Source organism: Pseudomonas sp. KCJK9000 (assembly GCF_046230725.1).
Lineage (GTDB): Bacteria > Pseudomonadota > Gammaproteobacteria > Pseudomonadales > Pseudomonadaceae > Aquipseudomonas > Aquipseudomonas promysalinigenes.
On the sequence record NZ_JBJJLN010000015.1, the window covers coordinates 62,900 to 89,762 of the forward strand.

Annotated in this window: 20 protein-coding genes; 14 read left to right on the forward strand and 6 right to left on the reverse strand. The window is 61.6% G+C overall.

The genetic code is table 11. The features are described 5' to 3' along the window. Positions 1–40: 40 nt before the first annotated feature. The 3 genes from ACK59H_RS09490 to ACK59H_RS09500 all read right to left on the reverse strand — a co-directional run bounded on the left by ACK59H_RS09490 (position 41) and on the right by ACK59H_RS09500 (position 1,812). Positions 41–289: a hypothetical protein gene (locus ACK59H_RS09490; protein ID WP_060479034.1), complete on the reverse strand. Its 249-nt coding sequence runs from the start codon at positions 287–289 to the stop codon at positions 41–43. A 79-nt stretch (positions 290–368) separates the two neighbouring features. Beyond that, on the reverse strand, positions 369–833 hold the full coding sequence (locus ACK59H_RS09495) for a hemerythrin domain-containing protein (RefSeq protein WP_060479033.1): 465 nt from the start codon (positions 831–833) through the stop codon (positions 369–371). 121 nt (positions 834–954) lie between these two features. Then, positions 955–1,812, reverse strand: a complete 858-nt coding sequence (locus ACK59H_RS09500) for a glucose 1-dehydrogenase (protein ID WP_060479032.1) — start codon at positions 1,810–1,812, stop codon at positions 955–957. A 196-nt stretch (positions 1,813–2,008) separates the two neighbouring features. On the opposite strand from ACK59H_RS09500, the gene ACK59H_RS09505 reads away from it, so the two are divergent. From ACK59H_RS09505 to ACK59H_RS09530, 6 genes are all read left to right on the forward strand, one after another. Beyond that, on the forward strand, positions 2,009–2,533 hold the full coding sequence (locus tag ACK59H_RS09505) for a hypothetical protein (RefSeq protein WP_060479031.1): 525 nt from the start codon (positions 2,009–2,011) through the stop codon (positions 2,531–2,533). A gap of 439 nt (positions 2,534–2,972) precedes the next feature. Beyond that, positions 2,973–4,946 carry a choline BCCT transporter BetT gene (locus ACK59H_RS09510; RefSeq protein ID WP_060479030.1) on the forward strand — a complete coding sequence of 658 codons (1,974 nt, stop codon included), beginning with the start codon at positions 2,973–2,975 and terminating at the stop codon, positions 4,944–4,946. Between the two features lie 184 nt (positions 4,947–5,130). After that, on the forward strand, positions 5,131–6,243 hold the full coding sequence (locus ACK59H_RS09515) for a mechanosensitive ion channel family protein (protein WP_060479029.1): 1,113 nt from the start codon (positions 5,131–5,133) through the stop codon (positions 6,241–6,243). 183 nt (positions 6,244–6,426) lie between these two features. Further along, positions 6,427–7,974 (forward strand): AMP-binding protein, encoded by a 1,548-nt coding sequence (locus ACK59H_RS09520; RefSeq protein WP_060479028.1) that lies wholly within the window; start codon positions 6,427–6,429, stop codon positions 7,972–7,974. Between the two features lie 15 nt (positions 7,975–7,989). Then, positions 7,990–9,153, forward strand: coding sequence for an acyl-CoA dehydrogenase family protein (locus tag ACK59H_RS09525; protein ID WP_060479027.1), 1,164 nt, complete (start codon positions 7,990–7,992; stop codon positions 9,151–9,153). A 66-nt stretch (positions 9,154–9,219) separates the two neighbouring features. After that, positions 9,220–10,530 (forward strand): MFS transporter, encoded by a 1,311-nt coding sequence (locus ACK59H_RS09530; protein ID WP_060479026.1) that lies wholly within the window; start codon positions 9,220–9,222, stop codon positions 10,528–10,530. Here the strand turns inward: ACK59H_RS09530 and ACK59H_RS09535 are convergent. After that, positions 10,515–11,477 (reverse strand): LysR family transcriptional regulator, encoded by a 963-nt coding sequence (locus ACK59H_RS09535; RefSeq protein ID WP_060479025.1) that lies wholly within the window; start codon positions 11,475–11,477, stop codon positions 10,515–10,517. The genes ACK59H_RS09530 and ACK59H_RS09535 overlap by 16 nt on opposite strands. Before the next feature lie 151 nt (positions 11,478–11,628). Here ACK59H_RS09535 and ACK59H_RS09540 point away from each other — a divergent pair, with 151 nt between their 5' ends. Further along, entirely contained in the window at positions 11,629–12,966 is a 1,338-nt protein-coding gene (locus ACK59H_RS09540; protein ID WP_060479024.1) for a DUF1329 domain-containing protein, read from the forward strand. Between the two features lie 27 nt (positions 12,967–12,993). Here the strand turns inward: ACK59H_RS09540 and ACK59H_RS09545 are convergent, their stop codons facing one another. After that, complete coding sequence (locus ACK59H_RS09545; RefSeq protein WP_060479023.1) at positions 12,994–14,952, reverse strand: alkyl/aryl-sulfatase; 1,959 nt, start codon at positions 14,950–14,952, stop codon at positions 12,994–12,996. Positions 14,953–15,055: 103 nt separating this feature from the next. Beyond that, the gene (locus ACK59H_RS09550) at positions 15,056–15,955 is read right to left on the reverse strand and encodes a LysR family transcriptional regulator (protein ID WP_060479022.1); all 900 of its coding nucleotides are present in this window, start codon (positions 15,953–15,955) and stop codon (positions 15,056–15,058) included. Between the two features lie 99 nt (positions 15,956–16,054). Here ACK59H_RS09550 and ACK59H_RS09555 point away from each other — a divergent pair, with 99 nt between their 5' ends. The 7 genes from ACK59H_RS09555 to ACK59H_RS09585 all read left to right on the forward strand — a co-directional run. Then, positions 16,055–17,293 carry a 3-hydroxyacyl-CoA dehydrogenase gene (locus ACK59H_RS09555; protein ID WP_060479021.1) on the forward strand — a complete coding sequence of 413 codons (1,239 nt, stop codon included), beginning with the start codon at positions 16,055–16,057 and terminating at the stop codon, positions 17,291–17,293. Continuing rightward, entirely contained in the window at positions 17,290–19,077 is a 1,788-nt protein-coding gene (locus ACK59H_RS09560; protein ID WP_060479020.1) for an acyl-CoA dehydrogenase C-terminal domain-containing protein, read from the forward strand. The genes ACK59H_RS09555 and ACK59H_RS09560 overlap by 4 nt, the downstream gene beginning before the upstream one ends. A 43-nt stretch (positions 19,078–19,120) precedes the next feature. Beyond that, the gene (locus ACK59H_RS09565) at positions 19,121–20,284 is read left to right on the forward strand and encodes an iron-containing alcohol dehydrogenase (protein WP_186476936.1); all 1,164 of its coding nucleotides are present in this window, start codon (positions 19,121–19,123) and stop codon (positions 20,282–20,284) included. Positions 20,285–20,286: 2 nt separating this feature from the next. After that, complete coding sequence (locus ACK59H_RS09570; RefSeq protein ID WP_060479018.1) at positions 20,287–20,721, forward strand: thioesterase family protein; 435 nt, start codon at positions 20,287–20,289, stop codon at positions 20,719–20,721. A gap of 222 nt (positions 20,722–20,943) precedes the next feature. Then, positions 20,944–22,794, forward strand: a complete 1,851-nt coding sequence (locus ACK59H_RS09575) for a DUF1302 domain-containing protein (RefSeq protein ID WP_060479017.1) — start codon at positions 20,944–20,946, stop codon at positions 22,792–22,794. Positions 22,795–22,897: 103 nt separating this feature from the next. After that, positions 22,898–23,407 carry a hypothetical protein gene (locus tag ACK59H_RS09580; RefSeq protein ID WP_060479016.1) on the forward strand — a complete coding sequence of 170 codons (510 nt, stop codon included), beginning with the start codon at positions 22,898–22,900 and terminating at the stop codon, positions 23,405–23,407. Positions 23,408–23,540: 133 nt separating this feature from the next. Beyond that, a partial coding sequence (locus ACK59H_RS09585) for a hypothetical protein (protein ID WP_409264418.1) occupies positions 23,541–26,863 on the forward strand: 3,323 nt, incomplete at its 3' end.

Here is a 26,863-nt window from a genome sequence, read left to right on the forward strand (position 1 = left end):
TGGTGTAGCTGCGCGCTAGGTGAAGGTGCCATCAATGGTTTCAGCGCACGGCCTGCAGTTGGGAATTCTTTTTCCACCCACGCAAGTTCATGGCGCACAAGCACAACTGCAAGATGATCAATGCCCACGCTTGAGCGTGCCAACCCCAGGCGGCCCACAACACGTTGCTTGCGATGAAGCAGCAAAAACCAATTTTGCGCCGGCCAGGGCGCCGTGAGCCAATACACCAGGCGGCCAGCACAGTCATCAGCATGGCCGGCCACTCCAAAAGGTTTATCCAATGTTCCATGACGCTGTTCCCAAGTCGCTGTTCGATCGCCCATCAAGCTACCTGCCAGCCTGGCGTACGCTGGCAGGTAACCGCTCGGCTAGGCTGCCCGCTGCTCACCCTTGAGCATTTTCTTCTGCACTTCCATGGCCTGCCCGAGCTCTTCGAGCATGTCCTTGCCTAGCAGCTTCTTGGCAGTAGGGAACAGCTCGCTTTCTTCCTCCTCGATATGATGCTCGAGCAGTTCTTTCATGACCTTGACGCGCCCTGCGAATTCGACAGTGCCGGTTTCGGTATGCAGCAGGTCCGGCAACACCAGTGCATCTACCGTGCGGTGTTCCTCCTTGGCCTCGTAGTACATCTTGGCTTCTTCCTTACCGCCGGCTTGCTTGATGGCTGGGTAGAGAATTTCTTCTTCAAGAGTGGTGTGAATCTGCAGTTCCTGCTCGATCTTGTGCAGCAGATCCGCACGCTTCTTGACGGCCCGCTCCGTGGTGGTGGAAAGCTCTTCAAGCAGCTTCTTCACAAGCTTGTGGTCTTGGATCAGTAAGTCGATAGCGTTCATGGCGTTACCTCGTCACGGATTGATTGATGAACTTGCCTGAGATTGGGAACCGCGCCGGCGGCATGGTTCAGCGCAGCTGATCGCTGGCAGTTTGAATGCCAGCGACATCGAACGACACGCGTTAAAGAATCGGCTTGCCGCCGGTCACGGCATAGCGTGAGCCGCTGATGTAACTGGCTTCGTCCGAACCGAGCAATACATAGATCGGTGCCACCTCTACCGGCTGGCCTGGCCGCCCCATTGGATAGCCTGAACCGAAGTTCTGTACCGCCTCATCGGGCATGGTTGCTGGGATCAGTGGCGTCCAGATCGGGCCAGGTGCGACGCTGTTCACCCGTATGCCTTTTTTGGCCAGTAACTGGGCCAACCCGGCAGTGAAGTTGGCAATCGCGCCTTTGGTGGTCGCATAAGGCAACAGGCTTTGCGAGGGATCGTCGGAGTTGACCGAACTGGTATTGATGATCGAACCGCCTTTGGGCATGGACGGCAGCGCCGCCTTGCAAATCCGGAAGATGGCAGTGATGTTGATATCGAAGGTTTTCACCCACTCATCATCATCGATTTCTTCCAAGGTCTCATGGGACATCTGGAATGCTGCATTGTTGACCAGAATGTCGATGCGCCCGAACGCTGCGACAGTCTTTTCGACGATGTCGTAGCAGTGCTGCTTCTGGGCGAGGTCCCCGGGTAGCAAGAGGCAACGACGGCCTGCCTGCTCGACCCAGCGTGCGGTTTCCTGGGCGTCGTCGTGCTCATCCAGGTAAGCGATGGCCACGTCAGCACCTTCACGGGCGTAGGCGATGGCTACCGCGCGCCCGATGCCGCTGTCCGCGCCTGTGATCAGGGCAATTTTGCCCTCCAATCGGTTATGGCCGATGTATGACTGCTCGCCACAGTCAGGAGCCGGCTGCATCTTGCGTTGTGAGCCCGGCACGCTTTGTGGCTGCGAAGGGAAGGGCGGGGTAGGAAATTCACGCATGATTCGAGCTCCTGTGGTTGAGAACGCACTCACAGGTTTCGAGAAGCCTTGCCGGGACGTGTTTGGTTCAATCGGAGCATCGAGCGACGAGCGGTCAATTGAACGAATCCGATTGAATTTGCAGCCTCACCTTTGTTCTACCGAGGTCAGACTCAAGCCCTTTTCGTGGCTTGGGCGCAAATTTGCGGAGCAGCAAGTGCCTCGAATCATCACTCCAACGACCCCTGAGCACGAAATCGACGAGCACGATGCCAGGATGTTTGGTTCGCCCAAGGAGCGTCTGGATTTCTATCGGCGTGAAATTCAATACGAAACCAGCATCCTGGCCAACCGTACCGATGCCTACCTGGCGGCGCAGTCCTTCTTGGTTATCGCCTTTGTTTCTGCCATGGGCAACCTCAACGATGGTTGGGGGGAAATGTTCACGCTGATTGTGCCAGCGTTTCTCGCTTTGCTGGGTGTGCTCAGCTCACTCAACGCCTGGCCGGGTATCCGGGCGGCGTACAGAATCATCGACCACTGGCAGCTCAAGCAAAGCCACCTGTTGCAGAGCGAGCCGTTGATGGGCCTGGCCTACGATGAGTCGCCGCTGTTCTGCGAGGCCGAGACTTCGCGTGCCGGGCATCGAAAATCGCTGCTGTTTTCGTTACGCACGCCTTGGATCTTTCTGGTGTTCTGGGTGCTGCTGGGCAGCTATTCGGTGTACATCCAGCTGGCCTGAACCCATCGACCCTGGCCATTGGATGCGTTGCGCTCGCTCGTGGAAAAACTGCAGGCAAAAGAAAGCCCGCTGCTAGGCGGGCAAGGTCTATCACACGTAGGGATAGCTAAAGACTGCCGCAGCAGGCGTGAAAATTCAGTGAAAGCAATATCAATGAATTGAGAATGAGCTTGAACGAGACAATGACTTGACCATGGTCAACAGGCCCACTGCACGGCTGGCTTGGCTGGGCGTTAGCTCACAGCATGCAAAAATCATCACAAAGCAGCCGCCGCTGATATACAAAGGCCAGTGTTTGAGAATTTATGCGGGTGGCGTTAGGGTTTGAGGCATTTTCAAGCAATGACGGTTCAACGATCTGGCACTTCGTTGGTTGAACGCCGGTCCAAGTCATCTTTGGCACGCCGTGCACACCGTTACCAAAGGAGAACCGCCGCAAATGACTGCAGCACCAAAACCCAGGACCACGCTTAATCCGCCGGTCTTCTATACCAGCGCTCTATTGATATTTTTGCTCGTCGTGTATGCCACTGCTTTTCAGGCGCATGCCCAAGACCTGTTCGAAAGCGTCCAGAGCTGGATCATCACTAATGCCAGTTGGTTTTACATCCTAACCGTTGCGCTGGTATTGATCAGTGTGGTGTTCCTGGCGGTCAGTCGCTACGGTGACATCAAACTAGGGCCTGATCACAGCGAGCCGGATTACGGTAAAAGCAGCTGGTTCGCCATGTTGTTTTCTGCGGGTATGGGTATCGGCCTGATGTTTTTCGGGGTCGCCGAACCGGTGATGCATTTCACCATGCCCCCGGTCGGGGAGCCCGGCACCGTCGCCGCGGCACGTGAAGCGATGAAGATCACGTTTTTCCACTGGGGCCTGCATGCCTGGGCGATCTACGCAATGGTGGCGTTGATCCTTGCTTACTTCAGTTTCCGTAATGGCTTGCCGCTAACGCTGCGTTCAGCGCTGTATCCTTTGATTGGGGAGCGTATCTACGGCTCCATTGGTCATGCGGTCGACATCTTCGCCATTCTCGGCACAGTGTTTGGCGTTGCCACTTCTCTGGGCTATGGCGTGCTGCAGATCAACAGCGGTTTGAATCATCTGTTCGGCTTACCCATCAACGCCACGGTGCAGGTAATCCTGATTGCGGTAACTTGCGGCCTGGCCACACTGTCGGTCGCCAGCGGGCTGGATAAAGGCATCCGCATTCTGTCCGAGCTCAACTTGAGCTTGGCGGTGATCTTGATGCTATTCGTATTGATACTGGGGCCAACCGTATTCTTGTTGCAGACCTATATCCAGAACACCGGCGCCTATCTGTCGGATATCGTCAACAAGACTTTCAACCTCTATGCCTATGAACCGACCGACTGGATTGGTGGGTGGACCCTGTTGTACTGGGGTTGGTGGTTGTCCTGGTCGCCGTTCGTAGGCTTGTTCATCGCGCGTATTTCCCGCGGGCGTACCATCCGCGAATTCGTTTGTGGCGTGCTGTTCGTTCCGGCGGGTTTCACCTTGTTGTGGATGACGGTCTTCGGTGACTCCGCCATTCGGATGATTCTCAACGATGGGATACAAGATTTGGCTACCGTCGTCGGTCAGGACAGCTCGCTGGCGCTATTTGCCTTTCTTGAGCACTTCCCGTTTGCCACGGTCATTTCCCTGGTCGCGGTGCTGATGGTGGTGGTGTTCTTCGTCACCTCTGCAGACTCGGGCGCTTTGGTGGTCGATATGCTGGCCTCGTCGGGGCAGAGCCATTCGCCCCTATGGCAACGGATTTTCTGGTCGCTGAGCATGGGCGCCGTGGCCATTGCACTGCTATTGGCCAACGGCCTTAAAGCCCTGCAGGCTGCTACCATCGCCTCGGCCCTGCCGTTCGCAGCCATCTTGCTGATAGCCATGTGGGGGTTGTTCAAAGCTCTGAGCTTGGATGCCACGCGCCGCGGGCTGCGCAACCAGGCGCTACCTGGGCCTGGGCATGCCCGTCATCCCCACGGTGGCTGGCAGCGCCGCCTGCGCAATATCGCCATGATGCCGCGCCGTGCGCACGTTACGCGCTTCATCGCCGATGTGGTCAAGCCTGCCTGCGAAGAGGTCGCACTGGAGCTGCGCAAGCAAGGCTACGAGGTGGCCGTGAATGAGCGTGAGGATGGCCGGGTCGCCCTTGAGCTTTCCCATGCCGGGGAAGGGCGCTTCCTCTACGAGGTTCGTCCGCGCGCCTTCAATACGCCCAGCTTCGTCATGCGCGATACCGACGACAGTACCGATGGCCGCAAGTACTTCCGCGCAGAAGTGCACCTGCGTGAAGGCGGGCAGGACTACGACATCATGGGCTGGAGCCGGGACGATGTTATCGGCGACATCCTCGATCAATACGAGCGCCACCTGCATTACCTGCACGTGGTGAGTTGAGGCTTTACGCCACTTCGCGGTGCAAGGTGCAGTGACCCTCACGCACCTTGCACTGGCACACCTGGCTCGGTTTCGATCCGACCGGCCATCGCTGAGCGGACATCCAATCGACCTCACGGGAGCATAGGGCGTCAGAGAAGAGGCATGTCCGCTTCAACTCAAACACTCAGGAGGCTTGACACTCATGTACGAGCGCATCACCGACTTGGTTACGGACCACAGCGTGTTCGGTATATCAGTGCTCAATTGGCTGTTGGCGCTATGCGTTGCGGCTGTCACTTTCACGGTAGCGCGGGCTGCCATAGGCTTCATGCGGCGCCGGGTGGAGTCTACCGGGATGCTCAGCCAGGTGCTGGCCAAAGTCTTGGCCGGCACCAGCAACCTGCTGTTGTTGTTGGCTTCGCTGCTGGTGGGGCTAAGCATGCTCGACCTGCCTGAACGCTGGCTGGACAGGGTCAGCAGCCTGTGGTTCGTAGTGGCCGCCCTGCAGATCGGCTTGTGGCTCAACCGTGCCATCGCCCTGGGGCTGGTTCACTACATCACACGCCACGGCGGGCAGGGGTTGTACCAAGGCAGCGCCTTGGCGACGTTGTCGGCCTGGGGGGCCCGGGTGCTGCTGTGGTCGATCGTGGTACTGGCGATGTTGTCCAACCTGGGCGTCAACATCACCGCCTTCATCGCAAGCTTGGGTGTCGGTGGCATCGCGGTAGCACTGGCGGTGCAGAACATACTAGGCGACCTGTTCGCTTCGCTGTCGATTGCCGTGGACAAACCATTCGAAGTGGGAGATTTCATCGTCATTGGCTCACTGGCCGGCACCGTTGAGCATGTGGGGCTCAAAACTACCCGTATCCGCAGCCTGGGTGGTGAGCAGATCGTCATGGCCAATGCGAGCATGATCAGCAGTACCATCCAGAACTACAAGCGGCTGCAGGAGCGGCGGATTGTCTTCGAGTTCGGATTGTCTTACGACACGCCCACAGAGGCGGTGAAAAAAGCCCCAGCCATCGTGGAAGAGGCTATCCGGGCGCAGGAACATGCACGCTTTGACAGAGCTCACCTGCGCGGGTTTGGCAAGGAGGCGCTGGAGTTCGAGTGCGTCTACATCGTGCAGGACCCTGGGTACAACATGTACATGGATATTCAGCAGGCGATCAATTTCCGCTTGCTCGAATGCTTTTCGCGCATAGGCGCCAGGTTCGCTGTACCCGTGCGCTCGATCAAAGTGACCGCGTTGCCCGAACTTAACGAAGCGTTTGAACCGCCGCGTAATAGCAAGGGCTACGGACGAGGCTGACCACCGCAGCACTGGCGCGCCGACCTGAAGCAACGGGTGCCGTACCCATCGGCATCCGTTCGCCAAGTGCGCCAACCGGCGCCAGCTAATAATGCTATGGCCGGCATCGGAATCTAGTATTACATCTGCCCGCCCACGGCTGTTTAGCATCGTCGATGTCTTCCTGTCGACGAGAACAACAACGTGAACCTTGGAAAGATCATAACCCGCAGTGCCCGCTACTGGCCCGAGCACATCGCCGTGGCGGACAGCCAGACGCGCCTGAGCTACGCCCAACTGGAACGCCGCAGCAATCGACTGGCTACTGGCCTGGGAACGCTGGGGTTGGCCGCTGGCGAGCATGTCGCGATTCTTGCCGCCAACCGCGTGGAGCTGGTGGAGGCTGAAGTGGCGCTGTACAAGGCGGCGATGGTCAAGGTGCCAATCAATGCACGCCTGTCTTTGGATGAAGTGGTGCGGGTGCTGGAAGACTCCTGCAGTGTTGCCGTGATCACCGACGCTCGCTTCGCCCAGGCGCTGGCAGCACGGCGTGAGCAGTTGCCACTGTTGCGCCAGGTGATTGTGCTGGACGGGGATGGCGGTGACCTGAGCTATGCCGCGTTGCTCGAGCGTGGCAGCGATAGCGCGCAGGCACAAGACCCGGCCGACGATGCGCTGGCCGTTCTGCATTACACCTCAGGCAGCTCCGGTGTGCTCAAGGCCGCCATGCTGTCGTTCGGTAACCGCAAGGCACTGGTGCGCAAAAGCATTGCCAGCCCAACCCGGCGTTCCGAGCCGGGCGACGTCATGGCCCATGTCGGGCCCATTACCCATGCCAGTGGCATGCAGATCATGCCTCTGCTGGCAGTCGGTGCCTGCAACCTGCTGCTCGATCGCTACGACGACCGCTTGCTGCTGGAGACCATCCAGCGCGAACGGGTGACGCGCCTGTTCCTGGTACCTGCGATGATCAACCGTCTGGTGAATTTCCCAGGCGTCGAGCGTTACGACCTGTCCAGCCTGAAGCTTGTGATGTATGGCGCGGCGCCGATGGCACCGGCCTTGGTGAAAAAGGCCATCGAGCTGTTCGGGCCGATTCTTGCGCAGGGCTACGGGGCCGGTGAAACCTGCTCGCTGGTGACTGTACTGACCGAGCAAGACCACCTGGTCGAGGACGGCGACTACCGGCGCCTGGCCTCTTGCGGGCGCTGCTATTTCGACACCGACCTGCGGGTGGTCAATGACGCGTTCGAAGATGTGGCGCCTGGCGAGGTTGGCGAGATCGTGGTCAAAGGCCCCGACATCATGCAGGGCTACTGGCGGGCTCCGGCGCTCACCGCCGAAGTCATGCGCGACGGTTACTACCTCACCGGTGACCTGGCGACGGTCGATGACCAGGGTTACGTGTTCATCGTCGATCGCAAGAAGGAAATGATCATTTCCGGTGGCTTCAACGTGTATCCCAGCGAGGTGGAGCAGGTGATCTACGGCTTCCCCGAAGTGTTCGAAGTGGCAGTGGTGGGTGTGCCTGATGCGCAATGGGGCGAGGCGGTGCGTGCGGTGGTGGTGCTCAAGCCCGGTGCGCAATTGCAGGCCGCTGAGCTTATCGAGCGTTGCGCTGGCGCCTTGGCTGGCTTCAAAAAGCCGCGCGGCGTGGACTTCGTGAACGAGCTGCCGAAAAACCCCAATGGCAAGGTGGTGCGCCGCCTGGTCCGGGACACCTACTGGCAACACAGCGAACGTCGTATCTGACCTGGGAGCATCATCATGTATCAACCAAGTGCAAAGGCTGCGCAGATCATTGAATCGATCGAAGGTTTCGTCCGCGATCAGGTGCGCCCACTGGAGCAGCAAGCGCAGCTGGACTGGGCGCGCCCGCACCCGCAGTCTGTGCTGCGGCAGGTGTGGAAGCGTTCCAGCGAGCAGGGCCTGTATACCATCATGCTGCCCGAAAGCATGGGCGGAGCCGGCCTGAACGTGGCCGACCTGTGTGCGGTGAAAGAGGCCACCGTGCTGACCGGCTCGATGCTCGCGCCGCACGTGCTGGGTGAGCTGTCGGGACCACCGCGGGTCGGCCACCTGTTCAAAGTGGCCAGCCCCTATCAGGTCGAGACTTTCCTCAAGCCGGTGTGCCGCGCCGAGAAAGCGGTGTGCTTTGCCTTGACCGAAGCTGAGGCCGGTTCGGATGCGAGCGCCATTGCCACCCAGGCACAGCGCGATGGCGATCACTACGTACTGAGCGGGAGCAAACGTTACATTTCTGGTGCCACCTATGCCGATTTGGCAGTGCTGCTGGCGGTGACTGGCCCAGGGCAGGGTGCCCAGGGTATCTCGGCATTTTTCGTCGACCTCAAGGCCCCAGGTGTGCGCATCGAGAGCGATTACTCGGTGATGTCCGGTGGCGGTGCCCACGGCGACATCGTACTTGACCAGGTGCGGGTGCCGGCGGCCAATCTGATTGGTGAGCAAGGGCAGGGGTTCAAACTGGCCATGGGCCGCATCACCCTGAACCGCCTGTTGCATTGCCCGACCCTGCTGGGGTTGGCCGGCCTGGCACTGAAGCTGTCGGTCGAGCATGCCCGCAGCCGCAAGCAGTTCGGTCAACCGATCGCGATGTTCCAGGCGGTCAACCACATGATCGCCGACATGGCCACCGAGCTGCATGCTGCACGCAGCATGGTGTACGCCACCGCCCAGTTGAATGACGCAGGGGGCGATATCCGCACCCAGGCGCCGATGTGCAAGCTGTTCGTCTCTGAGGCTGCGTTTCGCATCGCTGACAAGGCGGTGCAGGTACACGGTGGTGCCGGCTTGATGCAGGGGCATCCGGTGGAATGGATTTTCCGCGCCACCCGAATGATGCGCATCCTCACCGGCACCAGCGAGATCCAGCGCAATACCATCGCAAAAGGGGTGCTGATGCCCGCCTGAGCCACCGGCAGGCCGCAGTGGCGGCCTGTTGCCTGCATGCTGACAACAATAACAAGAGTATTCCCCATGACTGCGCATTCTTCATTGCCCAACCCCCGAACTGCCTGGCTGGTGGCCGCGCTGCTGGCGCTGCTGATGTTGATCAACTTTCTCGACAAGGTGGTGATCGGCCTGGTGGCGGTGCCGATGAGCCAAGAGCTGGGCCTGACGGCAACCGAGTTCGGCCTGATTGGCGGCGCCCTGCATTGGTTTTTCGCCCTCTCGGCGGTGATCGGGGGGTTCATGGCCAACCGCCGCCCCACGCGTACCTTGCTGCTGGGTATGGGTGTGTTCTGGGCGCTGATCCAGCTACCGATGCTGTTCGCCACGTCACTCTGGGCGATCATCGCCTGCCGCGTGCTGCTCGGTATTGGCGAAGGGCCCGCCTCGCCGGTCGCCACCCATGCGTTGTACAAGTGGTTCCCCAACGACCGGCGCAATCTGCCGGTAGCGCTGCTGCATGCAGGCAGCGCCATGGGGCTATTGGTGGCAGGCGCCATGATCCCTTGGGTAAGCCAGCATTATGGCTGGCGCACCAACTTCATCATCCTGGCCGTGATCGGGCTGGTCTGGTGCCTATTGTGGTGGCGGCTGGGGCAGGAAGGCACCCTTGAGCGCTTGCGCGCCAGCCAGTTGCAGGCTGACGAGCCGGCCATCGCTTACCGCAGGTTGTTGAGCGACCCCAGCGTGCTGGGTAACTATCTGTGCCACTTCGCTGCCAACTGGTCATTGGCCCTCACTCTGACCTGGGTGCCCAGCTACCTGCAGGTGGGGCTGGGTATCGACCCGCTGCAGACCGGGCGGATTTTCGTCATGTTCGTGATTGTGACCACGCCTTTGAGCCTGCTGCTGGCCTGGCTTTCACAGCGCCTGATGCGCCAGGGCCTACCGTCGCGGCTGGCCCGTGGGGTGTTTGTTTCGGCCTGTCTGATAGTGGCTGGCCTGCTGTCGGCGTCGTTGGTACTGCCAGGGCTGAGCACCGCTGTGCGGGTCAGTGCGTTGACCTTCAGTGGTGGGCTGGCGTTGGTCATGTACTCGGTAGGGCCAGCGATGCTTGCCGAATTCACCCCCGCAGGCCAGCGTGGGGGCATTCTCGCCATGGGCAACGGCATCGCCTCGCTGGCGGGGTTGGCGGCGCCGGTAGTGACCGGTGTGCTGGTGCAAGGCGCGGGTGCCGCACACCCGGCAGGGTATGCCCAAGGCTTCCTGGTGTGCGGCGTGGTACTGGTGATAGCTGGACTGGCCGGCCTGGTCAGCCTCAACCCGCAGCGCACCTTGCAGCGCTTGCACGGGGCGGATGTGCAAGGGCGGCCAGTGCGGGCTCAAACCGCCAGCTGAACGCCCAGTACCGACTCCGGCGGCTGGGTTTGCCTGCCGATCAGCTCACCGCGCCATTGACCACTGTTGACCAGGTCGATCAGCACGCTGCGCACCAGGTCTCGCAGGCAACCGGCCGCGAACGACAGGGGCTTGTGCTGCGAATGCGCCAGGGCAATGGTGCGGCTGATGCTGGGCTCGACGATACGCCGCGCTGCCGTGGGCTCGAGCAGTTGGCTCAGTGGCGGCCAGTTGCTGATGGTCGCTGCAAACCCTGCGCGTACCAGGCTGGCGATGCCGGGCGCCGATTGCTGTTCGTAGGCGGCGTTCAGCGGCACACCTGCCTCCATGGCGGCTTGCTCGATGCGCCGGCGCAGGTGCAGCCCACGGGGCGGCAGCACCAGGCGGGTGGCAATGGCTTCGGCCAGGGTAATGGTGTCGGGGGTGCCGGGGGTTGAGCTGCCGACCCAGTACAACGCCTCGGTAAAGATCGGCTCGGCCTCGACATGGTCGAGTTCCTCGGCATTGGGCACCACCCCAAAGTCCACACGGCCCAGTTCGATAGCCTGGCCGCCTTCGCGGCTCAGACCATCCCACACCGTCAGCGTCACCCCGGGGAAGCGCTGCTCGGCGCGCCTGAGGATTTCTGGCAACAGCAATTCGGCGGCAGTTGCCGGGATCGAAATGGCGACATGGCCCTTGGGGTCGCCACGGCTGGACTTGAGCTCGTCTTTCACCGAGTCGAGTTTCTGCACCACCTGGCGGGCAACTTCGTAAAGCTGGCGCCCGGCATCGGTCAGGGCGATGCCATCGTGCTGGCGGTCGAGCAGCTGCATTTCCAGCTCGCTTTCCAGCAGGCTGATCTGCCGGCTCAGCGCCGGCTGGGCTATGTAGGCACGACGCGAAGCCGAGGAGAAGCTGCCGGCTTCGACGATGGCGATCAGATAGCGGAGCTGTTTCAAGGTCATTGCAGCAAATTCCAAGGCTATGCCGAACTGATATGGCACGTATCCGAACACGTTATTTGTGAGGTTCCAAGCGCGGCTCCTAGTATCACCTCGAAAGGGCGGGCCAAGGCAAGCCCGGCCGGCACAACACAACAACAAGAGGCCAACTGCGATGAAACCTGCCGCTTTGCTGCGCTGTATCCTGCTCGTCAATGCCAGCCTGCTGGCCCTGCACGCCCAAGCCATGCCTACACCCCAGAGCCTGACCCCGGTGGGCGCTGAGCGCGGGCCCAGCCCCGATGGCCGCATTCCGGCCTGGGACGGTGGGCTGCGCAGTGGGCAGGTGTCGCTGGCTTCCAATGGCACACCGCTGGACCCCTACGCCGACGAGCAGCCGCTGTACATCATCGGTGCCGACAATTACCGCCAGTATCGCGATCAGCTCACGGCCGGGCAGGTGGCCTTGATCGAGCGTTACCCCAAATCGTTTCGCCTGCCGGTGTATCCGTCGCACCGCAGTGTTGCCGTTGCGCCCCAGGTGCAGGCTTGGGCCCAGCACAATGCAGTCAGTGCAAGGCTGGCCAATGACGGCAATGGCCTGACGGGGTTTTCTGGCGTACTGGCGTTTCCCTACCCAGGCAACGGCCTGCAGGTGCTGTGGAACCACCTGACCCGGCCACGCAACGCCAGCTACAGCCTGGTTTCAGACAGCATCACCCCACGTGGCGATGGGCGCTACGCTACCATGAGCTTTCAGCAGACGTTCGCCCGCCCCGATGTGCTGCGCGATGGCGATCCGAGCACTGTGCTGTATTACCTGAGCTACCGCATGACCGCCCCGTCGCGGCTGGCGGGTGATGCGGTGGTACTGCACGAAACCCTCGACCAAGTGGCGCAGCCGCGCCTGTCGTGGTTGTACAGCAGCAGCCAGCGGCGAGTGCGGCGTGCCCCTGCCTTGGCGTACGACAGCATCACCCCAGGCACGGCCGGCCTGCGCACTGCCGACAGCCGCGATATGTTCAACGGCGCGCCAGACCTTTACCAGTGGACCCTGGTGGGCAAGAAGACACTGCATGTGCCCTACAACAGCTATCGCCTGGCTTCGCCGCTGCTGGGTTACGCTGCGTTGATCGGGCCGGGCCATGTCCGGCCGCAGGCCACCCGTTACGAGCTGCACCGGGTGTGGGAAGTGGTGGGTACGCTCAAGCCTGGAGCCAAGCATATTTACGCCAGCCGCCGCTATTATCTGGACGAGGACAGTTGGGCCATCGTCGAAGCCGATTTCTTCGACCAGCAGGGCCGGCTGTGGCGCACGGCCCAGGCTCATAGTTATTACCACGTCACTGGCCAGGCCTTGGTCAATGCCATGGAGGCGATCTACGATCTGCGCACTGGCCGCTATCAACTCTCGGGCCTGACCAATGAACAGCCCAAGCCGTATACCTTCGACCTCGTCACCAGCGCCTCGCACTTCTCGCCCGGCGCGCTGCGCAGCCAAGGGCTGCGCTGACGCCTCATAGCTGTGGTCAAGGGGGGGTCAGGGGGTGACGATGGCGAACCGGCCATCAGGCTCATCGAGCCCCCCCATGAAACGTAGGAACTTGGCCCGTTCACCTGCGATGTCGATGCCCCCCACGGTGGCCTCTTTGAGGAAACCTGTCTGTTTCAGGGCAATCTGGTCGAGGGTGGCCTTGCTCATCGTCACCTCGACATCGGCCCGTGGGTGGCGGGCCAGGTCGCGATGGGTGAGCACACCGTTGCGCAGGGTCAGGGCGTAGTCTTGGTCCAGGTCGCTGAACCGCCAGTTGATGGTCAGATCCTGCGCGGCGGCCTTGGCCGCATCCACACGTACACCCAGGTAATCGAAGAACAATGCAGGGGTCAGCGCGCGCACCAGGTCCTCGGCACTGCCGCCTTGGCTCGCGCCTGGCGCGACACCGTTGCGCAGCTCCTGCGCGCCGGTCAGGTAAGCATTGCGCCAGGTGGCATTCTCGCTCTGGTAGCCCAGCTGTTCCAGCGCATCGGCCTGCAATTGCCGGGCCTGCTGGTTGTCTGGCTGGGCGAACACCAGATGCCGAGTAAGTTCGGCGACCCAGCGGTAATCGCCATTGGCGTAGGCATCACCGGCCAGTGCCAGCACTCGCTCGGCCCCTCCCAGCGCCTTGACGTAATGGGCACCGGCCTGGCTGGGTGGCAGTGGGTCCAGGGTGGCGGGGTTGCCATCGTAGAAGCCCATGTAGCGCTGGTATACAGCCCGCACGTTGTGGCTGAGCGAGCCGTAGTAGTCGCGGCTATACCACTTGCTGGCCAGCCGTGGCGGCAGGCTGGTCAGCTCGGCGGCAATTTCGGTGGGGCCCAGGCCGCGGTTGATCAGCCGCAGTGTCTGGCTGTCGATGAAGGCGTACATATCCCGCTGATCGGCCAGGTACTCGCGGATCGCTGCACCGCCCCAAGTGGGCCAGTGGTGCTGGGCAAACACCACCTCGGCCTGCTCGCCGTAGCGCACCAGCGACTGGTCCAGGTAATGCGCCCATACCTTGGCATCACGCACCTGGGCCCCGCGCAGGGTCAGCACATTGTGCTGCACATGGGAGGCGTTTTCGGCCATGCACAGGGCCTTGAACTGTGGCAACCACAGGTTCATTTCGGCCGGCGCCTCGGTGCCAGGGGTCAGCTGAAACTCGATGTTCACCCCGTCGATCTGCAGGGTTTGCAACGGTTGGTCGATCATCCGCGTGGGGGCGATCAGGCTGACCGTGGCGTTGGCCGGCACCCCTTTGCCCAGCCCCGCATCCACCTGGCCGCGAGGCCCGCGTGGCAGGGGGGCGCCATACATGTACTGGGCACGCCGCTTCATCGCGGGGCCGGCGAGAACGTTCTCGCTGATGGCATGCTCGAAAAACCCCTGAGGGGCGATGACTTGGACCTTGCCCGCTTTGACATCGGCCTCGTCGATCACCCCCCGCACGCCACCGAAATGATCGACGTGTGGATGGGTGTAGATCACTGCCACAACTGGCCGTTGCGGGCGATGGCGTAGGTACATCGCCAAGCCCGCCCTTGCGGTCTCGACCGATAGCAGCGGGTCGACCACGATCAGGCCGTGCTCGCCTTCGATCAGGGTCATGTTGGCAAGGTCCAGCCCGCGTACCTGGTAGATACCGTCGGTGACCTTGAACAGGCCCGCAATGCTATTGAGCTGAGCGATACGCCATAGGCTTGGGTTGACGGTGGCCGGTGCCTGGCCATTGAGAAAGGCGTAACGCTGCAGGTCCCACACGGGTTTGCCATCGGCGTTGACCACTGCCTGGTCAACAGCCTCGAGCAGGCCCCGGCGGGCGTTGTCGAAATCGCTGCGGTCGGCGAACGGCAGGCGCTGCAACCACTGCTGGTTGATCTGGCGAGTCAGCGCGGTGGCCTCCTTGGCGGGCCCCTCGGCCAGTGCAGTGAAGGGCAATGCCAGGGCCAGGAGGCAGGGCAATGATCGTAGGCGCATCGGGTGGTCCTTGTTGTTATGGGCTGGCGACCACTCTAAGGACTGAGGCCGCAGGCTAACCAATACCACTCTTGCATGGCCGGCCATACCTGACTGCGATGGCTCAGCCGTGACCTACCTCCATGATCCTCGCCACCAGCCAGGCCAAGGCCGGATCGTGCTGGCGGTGGGCAAGGTACACCAACTCCAGCTCGAACGGCTCCAGGGCCAGCGGCAGCTCTAGCACCTGCAGCGGCAGCAGCTCTGCGAAATGCAGTGCCAGCGCCGTGGGTAACACAACGCACAGGTCCGAGGTGGCCGCCAGGTGCGCAGCCTGCAGGTAGTTGGGTGTGGTGTAGACGATGCGCCGGGCCAAGCCCTGTTCGGCCAGCCACTGGTCGACCATGCCGCGGGTCTGGCCGCCGTGTACCCACAGGTGGCGCAAGCCCAGAAAGGTCTGCAGGTCGAGCGTGCCCTGCACGTCAGGGTGTTCCTTGCGCACTGCAACACGCAGGGTTTCGCGGCGCCACCTGCGTCGCTCATAACGTGCAGGGACCTCATCGAAGCGCCCCAACACCAGATCGATTTCGCCACGGTCCAAGGCCTCGGCCGGCAGGTGCGGAGCCAGGTGCTGGACGTCGATGCGCAAATGCGGCGCCTGGGTCTGCAAGGTGTGCAATAACTTGGGCATGCACAACTGTTCTGCGAAGTCGGTCAGGGCAATGCGTAGTTGCCGGTGGCTGAGCTGTGGGTCGAAGGCGTTGCCGGTGCTCAGGGTTTGCTCGATCTGTTGCAGGGCGGCGCGAATCGGCCCTTCCAGGGCCAAGGCGCGCGGAGTGGGGCGCATGCGCCGGCCCACCCGCACCAACAGCGGGTCGCCCAGCAGGTCGCGCAAGCGCGCCAGCGCGTTGCTCACGGTGGGCTGGGTCAAGGCCAGGCGTTCTGCGGCTCGCGACACATTCTGCTCGCGCAGCAGCATGTCCAGCACACGCAAAAGGTTGAGGTCGAAGTTGGCAATATTCATGTGGCAAATACATGCAATGGAAAATGAAAATTTCAAAAATAGTAGGGGGCTGACTAGGGTGGTGGCAACGCGCTAATAGAACAATCAGGAGCGTCACCCGTGAGTCATACCTACAACATTCGGCAGGCGGCGGTGATCGGCGCCGGCACCATGGGCCGCGGTATCGTCATCAGCCTGGCCCGCGCAGGGGTCGCGGTGACATGGCTGGACAACGACCCGCAAGCTATCACTGCAGGCATCGCGATGCTGGCCCAGACCTGGGCGCAGCAGGTAGCCAAGGGGCGGCTGCAAGCCTGCGAAGCCGACGCCTGCCTTGAGCGGGTACGCGCCGCCAGCACCTATGCCGAGCTTGCCGATGCCGACTTGGTGATCGAAGCGGTCTTCGAGAACCTGGCACTTAAGCAAGATATCTTCCGCACCCTGGACAGCACCCTCAAGGCCCAGGCCATCCTGGCCAGCAATACTTCGGCGCTGGACATCGATGCCATTGCCGCGGTGACCGGCCGCCCCGAGCAGGTGCTGGGCCTGCATTTCTTCAGCCCAGCGCACGTGATGAAGCTGCTGGAAGTGGTACGCGGGGCGCGTACCTCACCCCAGGTGCTGGACGCAGCTCACGCCCTTGGCCTGCGGATGGGCAAGCAAGTGGTAGTGGCCGGCAACTGCCCCGGCTTCATCGGTAACCGCATGCTTGCCACCTATGTGGCCGAAGCGCGCAAGCTGCTGCTTGAAGGCGCCACGCCAAGGCAGGTGGACGAGGCGCTGCAGGCGTTTGGCATGGCCATGGGCCCGTTTCGCATGTATGACGTGGTCGGTATCGACCTGGAGTGGCGAGCGCGCCAGCTCGCCGGCAGTGGCATGGATGCACCGCTGGCGCAGGTCGACAACGCACTTTGTGGGCTGGGGCGTTTCGGTCAGAAGACCGGGCAGGGCTACTACCGGTATGCACCGGGCAGCCGTGAGGCACTGCACGACCCCGAGGTCGATGCCCTGGTGCTAAAAGTCGCCCAGGACTTGGGAGTGCGACGGCGCGAGATCGACGACGAAGAAATCCGCGAGCGTTGTCTGTTAGCGCTGGTCAACGAAGGCGCGAAGATTCTCGAAGAAGCAGTGGCCGGTTGCAGTGCCGACATCGACCGCGTTTACCTCTACGGCTACGGCTTTGCGCCAGAAGTCGGTGGGCCAATGCGCTGGGCTGACCAGCAAGGGTTGGGGCTGATCTTGGCACGGTTGGAGCGCCTGCAAGGCCTGTTCGGTGAGCACTGGCGCCCGGCCTCGCTGTTGATGCGCCTGGCAGCGGCGGGCCGACAGTTAGCTGACGTGCGCGAGGGCCGGGTATGAATTACAACGCCCCCCTGCGTGAGATGTGCTTCGTGCTGCACGAGCTGTTCGACGTAACGGCCCATTGTGATCGCCTCGGTAACGAGCTGGACCGCGAGACCATCGATGGCATCCTTGAGCAGGGCGCGCGCTTCGCGGGCCAGGTGGTGGCGCCGCTCAACCGCCAGGGCGACGAGCAAGGCTGCCGCCTGGAGCAGGGCAGTGTGCGCACCCCCGATGGCTTTCGCCAGGCCTACCAGCAGTACGTGGAAAACGGCTGGGCGGCGATGACCGGCCCGCTTGAGTATGGCGGTCAGGGCCTGCCGCAGATGGTCGCGGCTTGTTTTCACGAAATGCTGATGGGCGCATCGCTGTCGTTTCGTATCTACAGCGGCTTGACTGAAGGCGCTGTGCTGGCCCTGTATCGCCATGGCAGTGCGGCGCTCAAGCGTGACTACCTGGGCAAGCTGGTCAGCGGCCAATGGGCCGGCACCATGTGCCTGACCGAGCCGCAAGCCGGCACCGACCTGGCGCTGCTGCGTACCCGCGCCGAGCCCCAGGGCGATGGCAGCTACCTGATCAGCGGCAGCAAGATCTTCATTAGCGGGGGTGAGCAGGACTTGACCGAGAACATCGTGCACTTGGTACTGGCGCGCCTGCCTGATGCGCCGACGGGTGTACGTGGCATCAGCCTGTTTCTGGTGCCCAAGTTCATCTGCACCGCTGAGGGTGAGCCAGGGCTGCGCAATGCGGTGACCTGCGGTGCGCTCGAGCACAAGATGGGTATCAAGGGGGCGGCCACTTGCGTGATGAACTTCGACGCCGCCCAAGGCTGGCTGGTGGGCGAGGCCAACCAGGGGCTGGCCTGCATGTTCACCATGATGAACGATGCGCGCTTTCAGGTCGGGCTGCAGGGCTTGGGTATCGCCGAGGCGGCCTTTCAGGGCGGGCTCGCCTATGCCCGCGAGCGCCTGCAATCACGCAGCCTGGCAGGGCCGGTGGCGCCTGAGCGCAGCGCCGACCCAATCATCTGCCACCCCGACGTTCGGCGCATGCTGCTGACCCAGAAAACCCTCACCGAGGGGTGCCGCATGCTTGCCGCGTTGACTGCCCAGGCACTGGACCTTGAGCACGGCGCCGCCTTGCCGGAGGAACGGTTGGCTGCAGGGCGACGAGCGGCGCTGTTGATCCCGATCGTCAAGGCATTGCTCACTGACGTCGGGCAGGAGGTCGCAAGCTTGGGTGTGCAGTTGTACGGCGGGCACGGCTACATTCGTGAATGGGGCATGGAGCAACTGATGCGCGACAGCCGCATCACCCAGTTGTACGAGGGCACCAATGGCATCCAGGCGCTGGACCTGATCCGGCGCAAGGTGCTGGGCGATGGCGGCGAGCAGCTGCATCTGCTGATCGAGCAATTGCTTGCCCAGGTAGGTGAGTGCCGCAGTGAGCCGCTCACCGGCATGGCCAAGGCAGTCAGCCAGCGCCTGCTGGAGTGGCGCAACTTAAGTGCCGAAGTCCTCGATGCCTGCCGCTGCGACCCGCAGGAAATCGGCGCGGTGTCGGTGGATTTTCTGGCTTACTCAGGCTACGTGCTGTTGGCTGCCTTGTGGCTGCGCGCTGCCGAGCGGGCCTGCGCGGCGCTGGCAGCCGGCAGCCCGGACTGCGCCTTCTACCAGGCCAAGGTGCAGGCCGCCACGTTCTACTGGCGGCGGATATTGCCGCGCGCCAACGCCCATTGCGAAGCGCTGCGCGGCGGCGCGCAGTGCCTGATGAGCCTGGATGAGGCGCACTTTGCCTTTTGAAGCAGCCTGGCTGTTCACCCATAACAACAAGAGGACCAGGATTATGCAGCCGTTCAGTTTTGCCACCACCGCCCAGCTGTTATGCGAACCGGGTGCTGCCCGGCGCCTGGCGCAACTTTGCCGGCAACGCGGCGTGCGTCGCGTGCTGATCGTGACCGACCCGGGCATCGTCAACTTGGGCATGCTCGACGACATCCTCCCGGGGTTCACCGAGCTGCAGCTCAGCGCGGCGATCTTCAGCGAGGTCAATGCCGACCCAAGCCACGCCTGCGTGCTGGCGGCGGTTAGCCGAGCGCGGCATATCGGTGCCGAACTGATCGTAGGCTTTGGCGGTGGCAGCTCCATGGACGTGGCCAAGCTGGTGGCGCTGCTGGCCCATCCTGACTGCGAGCAGACCCTGGAGGCGGTGTACGGTATCGATCAGGCCAAAGGGCAACGCTTGGGGCTGATTCAAGTGCCGACCACCGCCGGGACCGGCTCGGAAGTGACCCCAGTAGCGGTAGTCACCACCGGCGAGGCCGCTAAAATCGCGGTCATATCGCCGCTGCTGCTGCCCGATCTGGCGCTGCTCGATGCTGAACGCACCCTGGGCTTACCAGCTGCGATCACTGCAGCTACGGGTATCGATGCCATTGTGCATGCCATCGAGGCCACTACTAGCCAGTTCAGGCGTAATCCGCTGTCCAGCCTGCTGGCCAGAGAGGCCCTGGCGTTGTTGGCCGGCAACCTCGATCAGGCCGTGCACAACGGCGGCAACCTGGCCGCGCGCCAGGCCATGCTGCTGGGCGCCTGCCTGGCCGGGCAAGCCTTCGCCAATGCGCCGGTGGCGGCCGTGCATGCACTGGCCTATCCCTTGGGCGCGCGTTACCACGTGCCCCATGGGTTGGCCAACGCCCTGGTACTACCCCACGTGATGCGCTTCAACCAAGGCCATGCGTTCGCCGATTATGCCGCGCTGGCCCCAGCCTTGCTGGGCGAACGGCTGGTGCCAGGCGATGCCCACGAACTGTGCAGCCAGTTCATCGACGAGCTGGCGCAGCTGGCGCCGCGTTGCGGCCTGCCTACGCGCTTGCGGGACGTGGGGGTGCCTCGGCACAGCCTTGAGCTGCTGGCCGAGGATGCTTTGCAGCAGCAACGCTTGCTGGTCAACAACCCGCGCAAAGTCAGCCATGGCGACGCCTTGGCGATTTACCAGGCGGCGTTCTGAGCATGGCCAGGGAGCGCCCGCTGCGCGGTGCCTACCGATATTTTCAGCCGATCACCACACGCTGGCACGATAACGACCTCTATGGGCATGTGAACAACGTCGTGTACTACGGGTTTTTCGACACTGCGGTAAACACTTGGCTGATCGAGCATGCTGGCCTGGATGTTCACCACGACCCTGTGGTGGCCTACGTCGCGGGGTCGGCCTGCGACTACTTCGCGGCTGTTGCCTTCCCGCAGGCCATCGAGGTGGGGATCAGCGTGCAGCGTTTGGGCCACAGTTCGGTGCAGTACGCCCTGGCCGTATTTGCCGCAGGGCAAGACCATGCCAGCGCCGCGGGTCGCTTCACCCACGTTTTCGTCGACCGGCGCGACAACCGCCCGGTGGCCATACCGGCCAAGCTCCGTCGCGCCCTCGAGCGGTTGCTGCCGGGCTAGCCCAGCAAGCGTCGTTTCATGCAGGCAGTGGTCGTCTTGCCCACGGTTTCGATGGCCATAGTAGCCATAACAAACTGGCATGGCATTGATCCGAAGACGCTATTTGTGAGGGTTATCGGCCCTGCCTGATACTCCACTTCACCGACACCGCCGGCCTGGGCGGCCGGCGCGTCCGCGCTGAACCCATCATTTTCCTCGCTAATAAAACAACAAGAGGTCAGAGTGAGCGCAACTATCCTTTTCTGCCGGCGCTGCGCGCCGCTGGCGGCTTATTGCTGCCTGCTTGCCACCCCCGTAGCGGCCGTAGAGTTCGATATCGGCCCGCTGCAAGGGCGGTTCGATTCGGCGCTGTCGTTCGGTACGGCCGTGAGCACTGCCAACCCCGACAAAAAGCAGTTGGCCTATGTCAACGGCAATGACGGGCGACGCAACTACCGGGCAGGCGACGTATTTTCTACCGTCTTCAAAGGTATTCACGACCTCGAACTGCGCCGCGACAACATCGGTGTGTTTCTGCGTGGGACCTACTGGTATGACAGCGCCCAGCGCGACCACCGCCAGCGTGCTGTGGACATCGACGACCATAACCGTCTGATGTCGGCGAAAACCGCTGGGGCCGAACTGCTCGATGCTTTCGCTTACGCGCTTTACGACATCCAAGGCGAGCCGGGGTCGCTACGGGCGGGCAAACAGGTGGTCAACTGGGGCGAGAGTTTGTTCATCCAAGGCGGCTTGAACGTCATCAACCCGTTCAACCAGGCCGCAATACGCCGCCCTGGCACGCAGGTCAAGGATGCCCTGGCACCGGTCAACCTGCTGTATGTGTCGCAGAATCTCAACCAGGCAGTGTCCTTGGACGCCTTTTACCAGCTGGACTGGGAACAGACGCGGCTGGACAACTGCGCCATGTTTTTTTCCGGCAACGACTTCATGCCACAGGGCTGCACGGGCCTGGATGTAGGTGGGGCGAATGTGACCACCCCAGCGGTGGCCCGGGCTCTCACACCCTTTGGCGTTACGCTCTCGCAGGAGGGCGTGCGGGTGCCACGGGGCAGCGACGAGGATGCGCGCAATGGCGGCCAGTGGGGGTTCTCCCTGCATGCCTACGTCGAGCGCCTGGACACCGAGTTCGGCCTGTTCTGGGCCAACTACCACAGCCGCTCGCCCTACCTGGGGACGGTAAGCAGCCGCTACTACGCCAACACCGGTTTCGCCAGCCAATTGTGCGGCAATGTGGGGGTGCCGCTGGCAAACTGCGGTGCATTTCTGGCCTCGAGCAACGGCCAGACCCTGGCCGGGGCATTGCGCATGGGCACCTCGCAATACCGCGCCCAATACCCCGAAGACATCCGTCTGTACGGGCTAAGCTTCGCCACCACCCTGCGTAACGGTACTGCGCTGCAAGGTGAACTGAGCTACCGCCCCAACATGCCGGTGCAGCTCAACGGCAACGATATATTGCAGTCGCTGCTCAATGCTCAGCGCAGCCCACTGAACGGCGAAGGCTTGCGACCGGCAACCGACAATACTCCGTTCGATGGCTATCGACGCAAGGAAGTGACCCAGGCGCAGGTCTCGGCCATACAGGCGCTCGGCCCGATGCTCGGGGCCAGCCAACTGCTGCTGATGGGCGAGGTGGGCGCCACTTATGTCGGTGGATTGGAAGGGCGTTACGGGCCGCGATACGGCCGCAGCGGTGCCTATGGCAACGGCGAGCTGCCTGACAACAGCCTGTGCCAGGCCATATCCCGTAGCCCCGAAGACTGCAATGGCCAAGGCTTCGTCACGCCCTTTTCCTGGGGTTATCGCCTGCGCGCCACCTTGAGCTATACCGGCCTGATGCCGGGCGTGGATATCCGCCCTAACCTTGCCTGGTCCCATGACGTCAGGGGTTATTCACCGGTAGACGGCTCAGCCTTCAACGAAGGCTCACGCTCGGTCAGCCTGGGGGTGGATGTGACGCTCGCCAGCCAGTACTGGGCAAGCCTGGCCTACACCGACTACCTGGACGGCGATTACGGCACCCGCGGGGACCGTGACTACGTAGCGTTCAGCGTGGGCGCCAACTTCTGATCGGCCGGAACCTGCCAATGGTAAGCTGCATGAATCCGCAAAGTCTGTTTACCTGGCAGCTTCACCCACCGCTTGTGCGGCATGGTAGAGGCAAAGGATTGAAATGAGAGCGCGCATCCGCCTAACCCTCGCACTGCTGGCCACGCTGGCGCTTGCCGCCTGCTCCAGCACCGGCACTGTCGAACCGCCCAGCCAGGCGTCTGTCAATACTGGCCGCTATCAGACCAGTGATTTGTACGGCCTCTGGTACTTCAACGCCGCACAGGGTACCTCACAGGTGCTGGCGCTGTTGCTGCTGAGGGCGGACGGTTCGGCAACCGACTTTCTGATCGTCAGTGACGAGCATGGCATGCAAAAAATCGTACAGCAGTCGACATGGTCGTATGACGCCGGGCGCAATGCCTTTGAGCAAAGGATCAGCGAAGTGTCCGTGCACAATGGCCCGGCAGCTGCCTCTGTTACTCACCCTCGTGAAGTGGTGCGCGCGTCCGTCGAATGGGTGAAGCTCGACGACAAAGTGATGGGCATCAGATTCACACGCCAAGACGGTGAGGTCACCAGTTACCTCAAGGGCAGCGCGGCGATGCTTGAGAAGCTGAAGCAGATCAAGTAACCGCAACTGCCTAGTATTTTTGTCAGTTGTGCGTTTTTCCTCGGCAGCATTTGATTAGCCAACGACGAGGGCTGACACCTGTAGTGGTGTTAGGCATCAGCTCCTGCTCGTTGACCATTCAAGGAGAGCCATCATGCCTGCTGCGAATATTGCAACCAGCCCTAAACACGTCCCTGCCACAGCTGTTCCGTTTCTGATTACCAACCAGCCTGACGGCCATTTGCCGAACATGGACGGCTACGAACTGCAGCGTCTGGGCTCGCAAGAAAAAGGCTGGCACAGCCTCTGCCCGATTCGTGCAGGGCGCGACCTGGTCGAAGGCGAAATCATCAGTGCCTGCTTGGTCCGCGAGCGAGATGGAGAAATGGTCCGGATAGACTACATCGCCACCAAAGGTGCGCTCAAAGCTGACCAATGGCCAAAAGCTTTCGCTCAGTACATCTCTGACAACGGCAACGGGCTCGGCGCTGGCGGCTGGAACGACAAAGGCGAGCTAACCTGCGATGGCACGGTCGACCTGCGGCTGTGGTGCCGCAACCACTCGAGAGCCTTCAGCACCGCGCCATTTGCCAACAACCAAGTGCAGGCCTTGGCCTGCGACGATGACTATGCATTGGCCAGTGGGCAGAGCTTGTGCCTGCAGGTGCGGGACCTGAACACTCAGCACCTGTACGAGCAGCACATTTTTACACCGGCCGCTAACCAGACGGGGAACGCCTGGTCCCAAGCACTGTGTACACAGATCAACCAGCACAGCCGGCTCTTACGCGCCGGGGTGTTTGATGCCAAGACCAGTAAGGTGACACCTGCGGTCAAGGGCAATGCATTCTGGGTGGCGCAATGTGCGGGCTTGAGCGTCACCCTGGCAGAGGTGGACTGGTGGCCAGCCCAGGTGGTGCAAGGCAGTCATGCACTGACCGAGGGGCAAACCGTTCAGGCTTGGGCATACGATGCTTATTCCCATCGCCTGCTGGGCACCTTCAGCTGGGTGCCAACGGCAGCGCAATGTGCCTCGGGAAAATGGCTTAGCGCCTGGGCCACGGCGCTCAACGCCTCGTCCATGAGCGAGTGGTTGCTCGCCAGCGACGCCCAGCCCAAGCCCACGGCCAGCGCAGCGGCTAGCGCCAAGCAGCTAACGCTGTGGCAACGCGGTGAAGGCGTGCGTGTATTCACCTCACTACCGGCGGCTGACAACTGGGTGGCCGGGCCACGCCTGAACACGGTGTGGGGCGGCGTCAACGACGCGGTGCTGGTCACTGTGCGCCAGCCTTATAGCCAGCAGTTGCTGGGGCATACCGTGTTCCGCCCCAAGAAAATGGCCGACCAGAACGCTTGGGAAGCGGCATTGGCCGCTGCCGTAGCGGGCCAGAAGTGGCCGCAGTTGGTGGTTGGCCGTGAAGCGGCTGATGGTGGGTTGGATCGCACGGAAAAAGCAGAGGGCCACTGGCGTCTGTGGCAGCCACGTTTTGCCGGATTGCTGGTAGATCTGCAGAACCTTGGCGATAGCGATGATTGGGAGGCGGATCGACTTCAGCACTATCTATTGGCTACTGACGGCTCATCGGAAAGCGTAACCAAAACCAGTATGGTCGGCAGGTGCAGCTTTGAGGTCAATGCTTGCTCCCATCGAGAAGATTCTGTCGTGGTGAAAATCCAAAAAAGTCAGGGTGAGTTGGTCTTTCGTCTCAGCGCCCAAGCGAGTTTGAAGGGATATCGTGTGGCGGACTGCGATGACGGCGGTCGGCAGCACTTCACGGATGATGGTAAAGAAATAGCGTACATCGGCACATCAGCGGTTTACAGCGACATGGTCGTTTGGGGGGCTGGGTCGGTCAGCAGCGAGTTCACCTTGATACTTGATTACCCAGAGGCCTGCCGAGACGCCAAACCATTGGTAGTCGGCCATATCGGATATCTGGACGAAAATTACATCTGGCAAAGCGTGAGCGAGGTGAAGTTCACGCCCCCAGCAGCACGCCCGGCCTACGTGCCCCATAGCCCGTTGTGTGAGGACTACGGCAACACGATGTCCTCGCAGATATTCGACGCAGGAGGCGCCAGCGAAACCGGCGTCGACCCGCGCACAGGGCTGTTTCATGCTCATTACCCGATCGCGACCCTACAAGGCGTGGGCGGGCGCGGTCCGGTCTGTGAATTGACGCTGCACTATTCAGCCCTTCGCGGCAACGAGGCGGGTCTTGGCGATGGCTGGGCATGGCGCTTTGCCAGCCTGGAGACGCGCGACCAACGCCTTACCTTGGCAGATGGCACAACCATTACCTTTACCGATGAGGAGTGGGCGACACTGGCCAAAGGCACTCGGGTGACAAAAAAAGCCTGTTTCATCAGCAGTAACCCAGAACGTACCGTTTTCACCCTCGACCTGCCCACCGGGCGGCAAGAAGTGCTCAGCGAGCCCGCTGCGGCGGGTAGCGATACCGTCGAGCACAATGATGAGTTCCGCAAGGAAGTCATACGATTGTTCAAGGCGATCAAGGCCAAAACCACGCCCAAATTTCCCAGTAAGCCAAGCCACTGGACGCAGTACGCATTGGCGGCCATATCCCCGCACGGTTACAGCGGTGCGGCGATGGGCGATTACATTGAAGCGGTAAAAGCTTGGGCTGAAAAAACCAAAGAATTGGATGAGCGGATTGCTTATTACGAGCGAGCTTCCTTGCAACTGCTACCTTCGCGAATCGTCTCCCCCTATGGTGAAACTTTGGAACTTAGCTGGCAGCGTAAAGAAGGCCAGTTTTTATTGCGCCAAGTCAAAAGTGGTGCCGTTGAATTATTTATCGCAAGTTACACGGCCAGTGGGGTGGAAATGAATGTCTGGCCAACCAGTGATTCGGAAAAGTTTCAAGTCAACCTCACTATGCAGGACCATCTGCTGCGGACGTTCAAGCGCAGTGCAGGCGGCAAAGAGACACGTGTCCAGCTTCAACAAGTGGATTGTGATTATTCGGATGACCCGACGTTGGATCGGGTGCTTTATCGCTTGCAGGAGCTTGATGGGTCTGTCGAGCGGGTGGACTATGACAAAGGCCAGGTGACTTTTTCTGATGGGCGACCCGCGTTGCCCAGGGTAGGCAAACATTTCATGCTGCCTGGGAGCGGTAGCGCGAACCGAGTGACGAGATACACATATAAAGGGAGCTACGTGGACGAGGAGCCGAATTTCGGCACGACTTTGCGAAGTGGTGGACTTCATGAGTCCAAACGGTTTGGTCGCGGCGGAGAGATGCTGGCAAGTATCCTCTATGCAGGGGAAGTTGTTGAGTTTGAGGCTCAAAGTGTAAGTCAACCAGGCGGCAAGTTGATGAAGTGTGTGATGAGCGTGGAAGCAGCTAGGCTAGTCCATAAAAATCTGTCTCGCAGACCCGTGGTCTTGCCCAGTCAACTCATTCCAATGGCAAAAGCGTATGCCGAGGCCGAGGGAAGAGAGGATCCCAC